Source organism: Actinoplanes siamensis, assembly GCF_016862395.1.
GTDB classification, from domain to species: domain Bacteria; phylum Actinomycetota; class Actinomycetes; order Mycobacteriales; family Micromonosporaceae; genus Actinoplanes; species Actinoplanes siamensis.
The window spans coordinates 1-13109 of sequence record NZ_BOMW01000086.1; the positions used below are offsets into that span (position 1 = coordinate 1).

The following is a 13109-nucleotide window of genomic DNA, read 5'->3' on the forward strand; positions in this document are numbered from 1 at the left end:
GCCGACGGCTCCACCGCCGACGGCCTCACGCGCAGCGGCCCGAGCCCCGGCGGCGCCGACCCCACAGCCGCCGAACGCGACTGACCCCCGCCGGCCACCGAGCACCCGCCTCCGGCCCACGCCGCACGGCGGGGCGGTCAGCTGATGCTGGCTGTGGCCAGCTTGATGCCGAAACCGACGAACAGCGCCCCCACCCCGGTCGCCGCCCCGGCGGCCAGTTTCCGGCGTCGCTGGAACTGCCCCGCCAGGAACCGGCCGCCGAAGATCAACGCCGTCAGGTACAGCGCGCTGAAGAACTGCACCACCGCGCCGAGCACCAGGAACGACAGAGCGGGATGCGGATATCCCGGCTCGACGAACTGGATGAAGAACGAGACGAAGAACAGAATCGCCTTCGGATTGAGCAGGCTGATCATCGCCGCCCGCCGGAACGGCCGCTGCATCTCGGCCGGCTCCTCCTCGACCGCGGTGGCCGCCACCTCGCCCCGGCTCCGCCACCGCCCCCACGCGCCGCGCAGGATGTTCAGCCCGACCCAGGCCAGATAGCCCGCGCCGGCGTACTTCAGCACCACGAACAACGGCGGATACGTCCCGAGCAGCGAGGACACGCCGGTGGCCGACAGCACCATCAGCACCGTGTCGCCGAGGAAGACGCCGAACGCCGCGCGATATCCGGCCCGCGCACCCCGGCGCGCGCCGACCGACAGCACGAAGATCGAATTCGGCCCGGGCAGCAGGATGATCGCCACCACGCCCAGCACGTACGTCCAGAAATCAGTGATGCCCAGCATCGGTCCCGCCTCCCCCGCCGATCAGCCGGCTGCCAGGCGGTCACGCAGGCGCCGGGCCGCGGCCGGCCACTCGTCCGCCGTCATCGCGAAGACTACGGTGTCGCGCCAGCTGCCGTCGGGCCGCAGCCGCTGCCTGCGGATCACCCCGTCCCGGCTCGCGCCGAGCCGGGCGATCGCCCGCTGCGACCGCTCGTTGCGAATGTCCGTGTACCAGAAGACCTTGGCCGCGCCGAGCACGTCGAAAGCCCGCTCCAGCAGCAACAGCTTCGCCTCGGTGTTGACCCCGGTGCGCCACCACTTCCGGCCCAGCATGGTGTGCCCGATCCCGACCGAGCGGCGATCGGGGTCGACGTCGTGATAGGTGGTCATCCCCAGCACGGCGCCGGTCACCGGGTCGACCTGGGCCCAGCCCGAGCGGTCGCCGTGCCACTGCCCGCGGATCACCCCGGCGATGTCGGCCGCCATGTCCGCCACGCTCCGCGCCCGCGGTGTGGGGATGTGCCGCCAGACCTCCTCGTCGTCCAGCGCCTCGAACAGGCCGGGCGCGTGCGCCGGCGACAGCGGCTCCAGCCGGACGTGCCGCCCCTCCAGCGGCACCGGGGTCTGCCAGGCGGTCGCCGGGTTGCCGGGCAGATAGGCCGGGGGTGGCACCGGCACGCCCGGCTCGGTCTCCGGCGGGCCGGCCACCCGGCGGATCGGCAGCACTCCGGCCCAGTGCGGCAGGCCGACGTCCGCCGGATCGTCCAGCACCCCGCCCTCGCGGGCCCGCACCGACACCTCGGCCAGCGGCAGCGCCAGGACGCTGGTCTGGGCCATCTCCTGGCGCGTCGGCGGGCGGCTGCCCGCGGCCCGGCCGGCGCCGGTCTTCTCCACCAGCGCGTGCATGGCCTCGGCCTTCTCCGCCGGGTCGGTGACCGGCCGGGCCAGGCCGAGGGCGACCACCGAGCGGTAATTGGCGCTGTGATGGAACTGGGACCGCCCGTAGACCAGGCCGTCCAGCAACGTCACGCTCACGCAGACCGGGATGCCGCCGGCACGGGCCGCCAGCGCCATCCGGCCGCCGGTGGAGCCGTGCAGATAGAGCGTCTCGCCGACCCGGACGTGCAGGGTCGGCAGCACCCGGGGCTCGCCGTCCACCACGAAGCCGACCGAGCAGTCGAACGCCTCGTCGAGAATGGCGTGCGCCTTGTCCCGCTCGTAGTGCATGCGCTGCCGTGTCCGCGTGGCGGTGGTGCGCTCGGTGGCGGCGTAGACGTCGGTCATCAGGACCTCCCGGGTGGCGCGGTTCGTTCGCACTTGCTTCTGGCTCTGACTTGCTTCCGGTTCTGTACTAGTACAGAATGATCGTTGTGGCAGAACAGTATCAGGTGAGCGGGGGCAGCGCCGCCGAGATTTCGGCCAGCATCGAGGCCGGGGTGCTGCGCGGCGACTGGGTCTTCGGCGCCGCGCTGCCGCCGGTGCGGGTGTTGGCCGGTGCTCTGCACGTCAGCCCCGCCACGGTCGCCAAGGCCTATCAGGAGCTGAGGCAGCGTGGCGTCGTCGAGGCCGAGGGTCGCCGCGGCACCCGGATCCGGTCCCGCCCGCCGGTGGCGCTGCCCCGCTCCGCGCTGCGGCTGCCCGTGCCGGACGACCTGGTGGACGTCTCCACCGGCGAGCCCGATCTGCGACTGCTCCCGCCGCTGGGGCGAGCTCTCCGGGCGGTCGCCGATCAGATGGGTCCGCCGCAGGGTTACACCTCGGCGGTGACCATGCCGGAACTGATCGAGGCGGCCCGCCCCCGGCTGCTCGCCGAGGGGGTGCCGGCCGGCGATGCCTCGATCGCCGTCACCGCCGGCACGCTCGACTCGATCGAGCGCCTGCTCGTCGCCCACCTCCGGCCCGGCGACGCGGTCGCCGTCGAGGATCCGGGCTGGGCGAATCTGCTCGACCTGATCGCCGCCCTCGGCATGCGGGCGCTGCCGGTCTCCGTCGACGCGGAGGGTCCCGAGCCCGAGTCGCTCGGCGCCGCGCTGCGGGTCGGCGTGCGTGCGGTGGTGGTGACCGTGCGCGCGCAGAATCCGACAGGGGTGGCGGTCAGCGCGGCCCGAGCCGCGGTCCTGCGCGAACTGCTCGCGGAGCGCTCCGAGGTGCTGCTGATCGAGGACGACCACGCCGCCGAGCTGGCCGCGGCGCCCCCGCACTGCATCGGCCCGGTGACCAGGTGGTGGGCGTTCGTCCGGTCCGCCTCGAAACCGTTCGGGCCGGATCTGCGCATCGCGGTGCTGGCCGGCGACGAGACGTCTGTCGCCCGGGTGGCCGGGCGGATGCGGATCGGCATGGGCTGGGTCTCCACCCTGTCCCAGCGGCTGCTGCTGCAGCTCTGGCGCGACTCCGAGGTCACCGGGCTGATCAAGCGTGCCGCCCGGTCGTACGCGAATAGGCGGTCCGCTCTTGTCGATCTGCTCCGGGAGCACGGCATCGAGGCGTGCGGCGACACCGGCATCAATGTCTGGGTGCCGGTTCCGGACGAGACCCACGCGGTCGCCGGGCTGCGGGACGCGGGTTATGCGGTCGCGCCCGGCGCCCTGTTCCGGATCGCGGCGCCGCCCGGCATCCGGATCACGGTCAGCCCGCTCGACGAGCCGGATCTCCCGCCGCTGGCCCGCGCGGTGGCGGCCGCGATCCGCCCGGCGGCGCCGGGTGCGGTGTTGCGGTGAGCCCGCCGGCCGGCGGCGCTGGGTGCGGTGTTGCGGTGAGCCGGCCGTCCCGCGGCGCCGGGTGCGGTGTTGCGGTGAACCGGCCGTCCCGCGGCGCCGGGCGTGGCGGTGCGCCGTTCGGCGAGTGTCACGACGAACCGATCGGATGTCCTCCGACAGAGGGACCCGGTCGGCGTGCCGACGGCCGATACGGGTAGAACGGAGGAATGCCACGGACCGAGGCGCCGCCCGGCGCGCAGCGGTGGGTGCCGCCGCAGCCGCACAGCATCGACGAGCTCAAGCAGGCCGCGGCCGGCTGCCGGGGTTGTGAGCTCCACGCGGACGCGACGCAGACGGTCTTCGGCCGTGGCGCGCCGCAGGCGAGGATCGTCTTCGTCGGCGAGCAGCCCGGCGACGTCGAGGACCAGAAGGGCCTGCCGTTCGTCGGCCCGGCCGGTCGCCTGCTGCGGGAGGCGGTGGACGACGCCGGCATCGACCCGTCCGATCTCTACATCACGAACTCGGTGAAGCACTTCCGGTTCGAGCTGCGCGGGAGCCGGCGCATCCACCAGACGCCCGGTCCGGCGCACATCACCGCCTGCCGCCCCTGGCTGGTCGCCGAGTTCGCCCTGCTCAAGCCTCAACTCGTGGTGATTCTCGGGGCGACCGCCGGCAAGGCGCTGCTCGGCCCGTCCTTCCGGGTGAACCGGTCGCGCGGCCAGTTGATGCCCTGGCCGGGCTCGGCCGAGCACCCGGAGGACTTCCCGGTCGCCGAGATCCGGGCGCTGGCCACGATTCACCCGTCGGCGGTCCTCCGGGCGGACAACCGCGACATCGCCTACCAGGGCCTGGTCGACGACTTGAGGGTGGCCGCGCGGGCTGTCGCGGCCTGAACGGGTCACCGCTCCGGCGCCGATTACCGACCGAAAGGCATTGCCGGGGTACGCGACATCGCGTTCAGCCGTTGCCCCCAGCCGCACGTGCCGCACGTCACAAACCGATTTCCGCTCGGATGCCCGCCCGCGCGGAACAAGCCGTCCCGAGGCGCGTGGGTACGCTCGTAGTGTGCGATTGACGGACTTCTGGGAGCGTCTGGAACAGGCGTTCGGGTCGGCCTACGCCCGCAGCATCGCGGCCGATCAGACCTTCGCCGGCCTGGGCGGACGCACCATCGAGCAAGCCATTGCGCAGGGTGTCGATACCGCTACCATCTGGCGTGCCGTGGTGGCGGCATACCCTGATCGGGTGCCGTCACGGCTGCGCTGAGTCGCCTTTCGTACGCTTGTTCTGGCGTGTCGCTCGATGTCGTACAAGTGTTCGGCTATTGTCCACAGCGGCTCGGCCATCCACAGCTCTCGGTAGGGCGGAGGATTTTTGTCATACCCACCGCATACCGTGTCGGCCGTGGCGAAGAACGCGAAGTCGAATACAGGGGTGGCGGCAATGGTGGCAGGACCGGACCGGGAAAAGGCGCTCGAACTGGCGCTGGCACAAATCGACAAGCAGTTCGGCAAGGGCTCGGTGATGCGGCTCGGGGAGCGGCCGGTCGTGCAGACCGCGGTCATCCCGACCAGCTCGATCGCGCTCGACGTGGCTCTCGGCGTCGGCGGCCTGCCGCGTGGCCGGGTCATCGAGGTCTACGGACCCGAGTCCAGCGGTAAGACCACTGTCGCGCTGCACGCCGTGGCGAACGCGCAGAAGGCCGGCGGTGTCGCCGCGTTCATCGACGCGGAGCACGCCCTCGACCCGGAGTACGCGCGGGCCCTCGGCGTCGACACCGACGCCCTGCTGGTCTCCCAGCCGGACACCGGCGAGCAGGCGCTGGAGATCGCGGACATGCTGATCCGCTCCGGCGCGCTCGACATCATCGTCATCGACTCGGTCGCCGCGCTGGTGCCGCGCGCCGAGATCGAGGGCGAGATGGGTGACAGCCACGTGGGTCTGCAGGCCCGTCTGATGAGCCAGGCGCTCCGCAAGATCACCGGTGTGCTCAACAACACCGGCACCACCGCGATCTTCATCAACCAGCTCCGCGAGAAGATCGGCGTGATGTTCGGCTCGCCGGAGACCACGACCGGTGGCCGCGCGCTGAAGTTCTACGCCTCGGTCCGTCTCGACGTGCGCCGCATCGAGAGCCTGAAGGACGGCACCGACGTGGTCGGCAACCGGACCCGGGTCAAGGTCGTGAAGAACAAGGTCGCGGCCCCGTTCAAGCAGGCCGAGTTCGACATCATGTATGGCAAGGGCATCTCGCGGGAGGGTTCGCTCATCGACGTCGGCGTCGAGCAGAGCATCATCCGCAAGTCCGGCGCGTGGTACACGTACGACGGCGACCAGCTCGGCCAGGGCAAGGAGAAGGCGCGCGAGTTCCTCAAGGAGAACCCGGACGTCGCCGCCGAGATCGAGAAGAAGATCCTGGAGAAGCTCGGTGTCGGCCAGACCACCGGGGACGCCGCGGGCGGCCCGGAGCTGCCGCCTGTCGACTTCTGATCCGGTAATCGGCGATGGCCGGACGACGTGGTGCCCGGTCCGGGCGCGGGTGGGATGCCATTCCGCCCCGGGCCGGAGCCGGCGGGCCGGACGCTGACACCCCGGGCGGGAACGCCCCGGGGGAGTCCCGGCGTGGCGGACGAGGCGGGCGCGGCGGTTATACGCGTCGCCGTCGCTCCGCGGGCGAGGATGAAGGGTTCTGGCAGACCTTCGGCTCCTCCAGCGAGAGCCCGGAGGAGGCCGCCGGGCTGCCCGGCGCCGGCGATGGTCTCGGTGAGCCGGGCGGCGCCGGTGGTCGTTCGGGCCGGCGATCCGGCGGGGGAGGGCGGGAAGGCCTCGGCGAGTGGGGTGCCCCTGGCGATGGTCTCGGCGCGTGGGACGGTTCCGGTGGTGGCTTCGGCCGGCCATCCGGGGCTGGTGGCACCGCCGGGCGGGGCGCCTCCGAAGGCGGTTTCGGGGACGAGCCCGGGGCACGCCGGCCAGCTTCGCCGCAGCAGAGTGAGTCCGAGCGGGCTCGGGAGATCTGCCTGCGCCAGCTCGCGGTGCGCCCGCGGACCCGGGCCGAGCTGGCCAAGGCGCTGACCCGGAAGGAGATCTCCGAGGAGGTCGTCGCGGAGGTCCTGGACCGGTACGACGAGGTCGGCATCATCGATGACGCGGCGTTCGCCCGGGCCTGGGTGACCAGCCGGCACCAGGGGCGGGGTCTGGCCCGCCGTGCGCTCGCCAACGAGTTGCGGCAGCACGGCGTGGACGCCGAGGTGGCGAGCGAGGCTCTCGAGGCCGTCGACGACGAAGCGGAGGCCGAGGCCGCCCGGGCGCTCGTCGACCGCAAGCTGCGGACAGCCAGGGGCACGCCGGAGGCCGTCTTCCGCCGGCTCGTCGCGATGCTCGCCCGCAAGGGCTACCCGGCAGGCGTCGCCATCCGCGCGGTCAAGGACGCGCTGGCGGCACGAGATGCGGAGGCCGCCGAGTTCGCCGAGGCGGTGGACGCCGACGCGTTGGCCGATCAGGCGGAGGAGTGACTCGCTCACCTGAGCGGGTCCGGCGCCTGGAAAGCCGCAGGGCCACTCCCCGGCGATGACGCTTCGGCGCAGCTGCGGCCCCCATCCGGGGTGCCGCCGGCCGGAGTGACGCGATCGGACGGCGTCCTGCCGGGAGCGGGTGAGCCACGAGCCCGTGTCGCGTGATGCGGCGGTGCGGATACGAACCGTGCCGGCGCGTCCGGCGGGACAAGCCGTGCCGCGCGTCCGGCGTGCTGCGCGTCCGGCGGGACAAGCCGTGCCGCGCGTCCGGACGGCCAAGCCTTGCCGCGTACCTGGCGGGAGATGCCGTGCCGCGCGCCCGGCGGAGATGCCATGCCGCGCCGGCGGCACAGGTTGATGCACGCCCTGAGGACAGCCGCCAGGCTTGTCGTGCCCGGGGCGTGGCGGTGCCGATACGAGCCCGCCGGCGACGAATGCCTGTGCACGATCCCACAGCCGCTGGAAAGTTCGCCCATGGTTGCGCTTCGTAACAAGTGCCTATGAGCGGAGGGAAACCGATCCCGATCGGCCCGGGCGCGGTCAAGCCGCTTCCGTCCGCGCCTCGACCGGATGCGCACGGCTGAGCCCCGTACCCCTGAGTCCACCCCACCTCTGTGGCATTGATGGTGATCTCAAGGGCTCAGACCTATATAGTCCGGATGTGAAGAACTCCACCTATTCGACGGGAACCTCCGGGTCGGTGTCGACCAACCCCGGCGTCGTCACGCTCCGTGGCGGTGGATGCCTGGTTGCCGCCGAGCGGAATAATGGACCGGACCGTTCCGGTAAGCGCCTGCCCGGTCCGGCGGGCCGCGCGCGGAAGCACGCGATGTTACGGCACGTCGGAAATATCCGGGCGATATCGTGAGCTGGGCGTAAGCGGCTCTGTGCCGTACGTCCTATCCGCTGCCGAATCATGAGTCCTTGACCGAAGCGGCACTTGCGACCTAGCCTCGCGTTACACAAGGTTTGCTCGACCATCGCAAGCAACACACACAACATAGATCGCATTACATTACGGCATCACTTGGCGGGTTTTCGCCCGCCGAAGACGTCGCCTGTCGCTGACCGCGCGGGAGGCGGTGAGATATACCAGCGGTCGACCTACAACTCCACACACTCTGATCCGAGCCATCGGCGATCGACCCGGATGCGGAAGCCGTCCGGAGGGCCGGCGGGGTCCGACAGAGCCTCGACGGAGAAGAATCCGTTCAAGGTGTTGTCACACTCCGTTGACACTCGCGAGGCGACTTCGGCAGTGGGCCGGGCGCGACGACGGCAGGGCGGCGCAGTCGGCGAAGGCCGGGTCCGAAACGGCGGGAAGGTGACGCTGGGACGGCCCCGGAACGGCGAGCGGGCACGACCGGCACCGCGGAACACCCGCAGGGTCGGCCGAGCACCAGCCTGCCGAGCCGGCGATGCGAAGCCGGCGAGGCGGCGACGCCAAGCCGGCCGGGCGGCAGAGCGAGGCCAGCCGAGCGGCGAAGCATCGCGAAGACGCCAGCCGATCCGAACCACCCGACGGGAGATCCCACCGGGCACGGAGGGCATCGCGGAAACGGCGCCGGCGCGGACCCAGGGAACCGACGATCCGGACGGGACCGGCGATAGCCCCCCGCAAGCCCGGTCCGGAAGCCGGAACAGGCGGCACCCAGCCTCCCCGAAAGGCGAAGCTGGTAGTCGTACGGCGGAGCGTGTGAGCCGGTCATCTGCCTTGGTCGGGCATCCCGCAGAGAGCCCGCGCGCGTGCACACCGCGCCGGCGGCGAAGGGAGACGCGGCGAGATGGCCCCCCAGTACTGGGTGCTCGTAGTAGCGATCGTCGTGCTCGCCGTGTCGGTGATCGTCGGCCTGACGCTGGGCGCCCGGGCGCTGCGTCAGCTCCGCACCGAACGGCAGGACGCCCACGATCGGCAGGAGCAGGAGGTCGGCGTCGCGCAGGCGAAGGTCGCCGACGCGAACGCCAAGGCCGCCTCGGTGCGCGCCGAGGCCGCCGCCGCGAAAGCCGAGGCCGCCGCCGCCCGCGCCGAAGCCCGCCGGGTGCTGGAGAACGCGCACAGCGAGGCCGACACCATTCTGGAGCACGCGCACCGCCAGGCCGAGGCGGACGCCGAGCAACTGCGCACCGCCGCCCGCCGCTCCGGCGAGCGTGAGATCGCCCTGCTCAACGCCACGGTGAAGGAGCAGGCCGCGGAGGTCGAGCGGCGCGCCGCGCGGATCGACGAGCGGGAGCGGCTGCACTCCGAGGAGGTCGAGCGCCTGGTCGAGCGGGAGCGCCGGCTGGCGACGCTGGAGAGTGAGCTGGCCAGGCGGGAGGCCGCGCTGGCCGACCGCGAGGCGGAACTGACCAGGGCCGACGAGAACAAGCGCCGGGAGTTGGAGCGCATCGCCGGGCTGACCGTGGAGACCGCGAAGACCGAGCTGATCGAGTCGATCGAGGGTCAGGCCAAGCGGGAGGCCGCGATCCTGATCCGGGACATCGAGCAGGATGCGCGGAACACCGCGGACACCCGTGCCCGGCACATCGTGGTCGACGCGATCCAGCGGATCGCCAGCGAACAGACCGCGGAGAGCGTGGTCAGCGTGCTGCACCTGCCGAGCGACGAGATGAAGGGCCGGATCATCGGTCGGGAGGGCCGCAACATCCGGGCCTTCGAGTCGACCACCGGCGTCAACCTGATCATCGACGACACCCCCGAGGCGGTGCTGCTGTCCTGCTTCGACCCGGTCCGCCGGGAGGTCGGCCGGCTGACGCTGGAGAAGCTGGTGCTGGACGGCCGGATCCACCCGCACCGGATCGAGGAGGTCTTCGACAGCGCGAAGAACGAGGTGGAGCGGCTCTGTGACCGCGCCGCCGAGGAGGCGCTGGTGGACGTCGGGATCACCGACATCCACCCGGAGCTGGTCAAGCTGCTGGGCCGCCTGCGGTACCGCACCAGCTACGGGCAGAACGTGCTCAAGCACCTGGTGGAGACGGCGCACATCGCCGGGATCATGGCGGCCGAGCTGCGCCTGGACGCGAAGACGATCAAGCGGGCGGCGTTCCTGCACGACATCGGCAAGGCGCTCACCCACGAGGTGGAGGGCAGCCACGCGCTGATCGGCGCGGATGTGGCCCGCAAGTACGGCGAGCACGAGGACGTCGTGCACGCCATCGAAGCGCATCACAACGAGGTGCCGCCGCAGACCATCGAGGCGGTGCTGACCCAGGCGTCGGACGCCTGCTCGGGCGGCCGTCCGGGCGCGCGGCGGGAGAGCCTGGAGGCGTATGTCAAGCGCCTGGAACGCATCGAGGAGATCGCCGGCGGCAAGGTCGGCGTCGAGAAGGTGTTCGCGATGCAGGCCGGCCGGGAGATCCGGGTCATGGTCCGCCCGGACGACATCGACGACATCGGCGCGGCAGTGCTGGCCCGCGACGTCGCCAAGCAGATCGAGGAGGAGCTGACCTACCCGGGTCAGATCCGGGTCACGGTGGTCCGCGAGTCCCGGGTGACCGAGCTGGCCCGCTGAACCCTCGCAATCGGGCGGCGGACGCGGCCGAGCCCGCGTCCCGGTCCCAGCTGGTGATCAAAGCCTTGAAACGACCATGATCACCAGCTGAGGTGCGTGACCGGTCAGACTTCCTGGGACACGTCGTTGAGCGGCAACGGCGCGGCCGCGGTGGTCCGCACCCGGGTCAGCCGCCGCTGCAGCCACCACGCCAGGAAGGAGAGCAGGCCGCAGATCCCGATGTAGATCGCCGCGATCACCAGGTAGGCGGGCACGTACGGGAAGCCGAACGTCAGCCGTCCACCGATCGTCTTGCCGACGGTCAGCAGCTCCGGGTAGGTGATGATGAAACCCAGCGCGGTGTCCTTGAGCAGCACCACGAGCTGGCTCACGATGGCCGGCAACATGGACCGGACCGCCTGCGGCAGCAGGATCAGGCGCAGCACCTGGTTCTTGCGCATCCCGATGGCGTAGGCGGCCTCGGCCTGCCCGCGCGGCACCGCGTTCACGCCGGCCCGGAAGATCTCCGCGAGCACCGACCCGTTGTACAGCGTGAGGCCGACGACCAGCGCCCACAGGTTGCTGATCGACCAGCCGTACTGCAGCGGGACGTAGTAGCCGAAGAAGATCAGGATGAGCAGCGGGATGGCCCGGAACAGCTCGACCACAGCGGTCGCCGGCGCGCGCAGGATCCGGTGGTCGCTGAGCCGCCCGGCCGCGAAGATCGCGCCGAACAGCAGCGCCAGCACCGACGCGAGCCCGGCCGCCTTGAGTGTGGCGAGCAGGCCGTGCACGATCTCCATCTGCACGGCCTTGAACTTGAACTGCTCCCACCGGCGCAGCTCGAACTGGCCTGTCGCGTTGAACCGGTAGACCACCCAGACCAGCAGGCCGGCGATCGCCGCCGAGGCCAGGATGCCGATGATCAGGTTGCGCCGGCGGCCGCGCGGGCCGGGCAGGTCGTACAGCACGCTCATCGCGCCACCGCCCACTTGCGCTCGAGGAGCCGCTGCAGCAGCACCAGGGGAGTGATCAGGATCAGGAAGCCGATGGCGATCCAGAGCAGCACGTAGAACTGCGGCTCGCCGAACTCGGCCATGTACGCCGGGATGGCGCCCGCCTCCAGCACCGAGAAGCCGGCCGCCACCGTGGTGTTCTTCAGCATCGCGATCAGGACGCTCATCATCGGTGGCACCATCGACCGCAGCGCCTGCGGCAGCACCACCTGGGTGAGCACCTGGTCGAAGGTGAGGCCCAGGGCCCGCGCCGCCTCGGCCTGCCCGGGGGCGACCGTGTTGACGCCGGAGCGGATCACCTCGCAGATGAAGGCGGCGGTGTAGACGGTCAGGGCGACAGTGGCCGCGGTGAAGTAGTCCAGGTCGACGTCGAGCTTCGGGACGGCGAACACCAGGAACGCGAAGACCAGCGTCAGCGGCGTGTTGCGCACGATGTTGACGTAGGACCCGCCGAACCAGCGCAGCGCCGGGATCGGTGAGACCCGGAACGCGCCGAGCAGGGTGCCCAGCACCAGGCTGCCGACGGCGGCGATCAGGAACAGCTTCACCGTGTTGCCGAAGCCCTGGCCGAACAGGCTCCAGTGATCCGTCAGTACGTGCAGGAATTCCGACATGCCCCGTCCTTAACCAGACCTGACCGGCCGGGGCCGGGCGGAACAGCTCCGCCCGGCCCCGGCATCAGCGATGTGGATCAGTAACGCTCGAGGGTCGGCGGGGTGGCCGGCGAACCGGACTTGCCCAGCGTCCCGTCGTAGATCTTCTGCCAGGTGCCGTCCTTGAAGGCGGCCTCGATCTGGTTGTTGACGTAGTCGCGCAGCGCCTTGTCGTCGTGCGCCAGGCCGATGCCGTACTTCTCGGTGCTGAACGGCTGGCCGACCACCTTGAGCTCGGCCGGGTTCTGCGCGGCGTAGCCCTTGAGGATCGCGTCGTCGGTGGTGACCGCGTCGACCTTCTTGTCGAGCAGCTGCGACACGCACTCCGAGTAGGTCTTGAACTCGACGATGTTCTCCGGCTCGGTCAGCTTCTCGTCCCGGACCCGCTGGATCGGGGTGGAGCCGGTGGCGGAGCAGACCTTCTTGCCCTTGAGCGCGTCCTTGCCGGTGATCGCCGACTCGTCCTTGCGGACCAGCAGGTCCTGGCCGGCGACGAAGTACGGCCCGGCGAACGCGACGTCCGCCTTGCGCTTGTCGGTGATCGAGTAGGTGCCGACGTAGTAGTCGATCTCCCCACCCTTGATCGCGGTCTCCCGGTTGGCCGACGGGATCTCCTTGTACTCGATCTTCGCCGGGTCGACGCCCAGCTTGGCCGAGACGTACTGGGCGATCTCGATGTCGAAGCCGCAGCGCTTGCCGGCGGTGTCCTTGTAGCCCAGGTTCGGCTGGTCGAACTTGACCCCGACGACCGTCTTGCCAGCCGACTTGATCCTGTCGAAGGTGGGGCTGCCGGACACCGCGGCGCTGCTGTCCGCGGTCAGCGCGACACCCGAGGACGTGCAGGTGTCCGAGGCCGGCGCCGCACCGCTGGCCCCGCCGCCGCTGGCGGTCGGGGTGCCCTCCTCGCCGCATGCGGTCAGCGAAAAGGCGAACGCCGCTGTGGCGGCGAACACCGCTACCCGCTTCATGCCCAT

10 protein-coding genes and 1 pseudogene are annotated in these 13109 nt (G+C 71.1%); 6 read left to right on the plus strand and 5 right to left on the minus strand.

From position 1 onward, the window contains the following. Positions 1-137: 137 nt before the first annotated feature. Positions 138-791 carry a leucine efflux protein LeuE gene (gene leuE / locus Asi03nite_RS34575; RefSeq protein WP_203684729.1) on the minus strand — a complete coding sequence of 218 codons (654 nt, stop codon included), beginning with the start codon at positions 789-791 and terminating at the stop codon, positions 138-140. Between the two features lie 21 nt (positions 792-812). Next, the gene (locus Asi03nite_RS34580; RefSeq protein WP_203684730.1) at positions 813-2054 is read right to left on the minus strand and encodes a bifunctional pyridoxamine 5'-phosphate oxidase family protein/GNAT family N-acetyltransferase; all 1242 of its coding nucleotides are present in this window, start codon (positions 2052-2054) and stop codon (positions 813-815) included. Between the two features lie 86 nt (positions 2055-2140). Between Asi03nite_RS34580 and Asi03nite_RS34585 the strand changes: the two genes are divergently transcribed. The 6 genes and pseudogenes from Asi03nite_RS34585 to rny all read left to right on the plus strand — a co-directional run bounded on the left by Asi03nite_RS34585 (position 2141) and on the right by rny (position 10487). After that, a complete protein-coding gene (locus tag Asi03nite_RS34585) occupies positions 2141-3487 on the plus strand; it encodes an aminotransferase class I/II-fold pyridoxal phosphate-dependent enzyme (RefSeq protein WP_203684731.1) in 1347 nt (448 codons plus the stop codon). Between the two features lie 206 nt (positions 3488-3693). Beyond that, positions 3694-4359, plus strand: a complete 666-nt coding sequence (locus tag Asi03nite_RS34590; protein ID WP_203684732.1) for a UdgX family uracil-DNA binding protein — start codon at positions 3694-3696, stop codon at positions 4357-4359. 172 nt (positions 4360-4531) lie between these two features. Continuing rightward, positions 4532-4732, plus strand: a complete 201-nt coding sequence (locus Asi03nite_RS34595) for a DUF3046 domain-containing protein (protein ID WP_203684733.1) — start codon at positions 4532-4534, stop codon at positions 4730-4732. Between the two features lie 177 nt (positions 4733-4909). Further along, positions 4910-5956 carry a recombinase RecA gene (gene recA / locus Asi03nite_RS34600; RefSeq protein ID WP_203684734.1) on the plus strand — a complete coding sequence of 349 codons (1047 nt, stop codon included), beginning with the start codon at positions 4910-4912 and terminating at the stop codon, positions 5954-5956. A gap of 500 nt (positions 5957-6456) precedes the next feature. Continuing rightward, positions 6457-6978, plus strand: a pseudogene (locus Asi03nite_RS34605) (regulatory protein RecX); the annotation flags it as partial. Positions 6979-8762: 1784 nt separating this feature from the next. Next, positions 8763-10487, plus strand: a complete 1725-nt coding sequence (gene rny, locus Asi03nite_RS34610) for a ribonuclease Y (RefSeq protein WP_203684735.1) — start codon at positions 8763-8765, stop codon at positions 10485-10487. A 104-nt stretch (positions 10488-10591) separates the two neighbouring features. Here rny and Asi03nite_RS34615 read toward each other — a convergent pair whose 3' ends face one another. The 3 genes from Asi03nite_RS34615 to Asi03nite_RS34625 all read right to left on the minus strand — a co-directional run bounded on the left by Asi03nite_RS34615 (position 10592) and on the right by Asi03nite_RS34625 (position 13109). Next, positions 10592-11443 carry an amino acid ABC transporter permease gene (locus Asi03nite_RS34615; protein WP_203684736.1) on the minus strand — a complete coding sequence of 284 codons (852 nt, stop codon included), beginning with the start codon at positions 11441-11443 and terminating at the stop codon, positions 10592-10594. Then, on the minus strand, positions 11440-12096 hold the full coding sequence (locus Asi03nite_RS34620; RefSeq protein ID WP_203684737.1) for an amino acid ABC transporter permease: 657 nt from the start codon (positions 12094-12096) through the stop codon (positions 11440-11442). The genes Asi03nite_RS34615 and Asi03nite_RS34620 overlap by 4 nt, the downstream gene beginning before the upstream one ends. Before the next feature lie 77 nt (positions 12097-12173). Further along, positions 12174-13109, minus strand: a complete 936-nt coding sequence (locus Asi03nite_RS34625) for a glutamate ABC transporter substrate-binding protein (protein ID WP_203684738.1) — start codon at positions 13107-13109, stop codon at positions 12174-12176.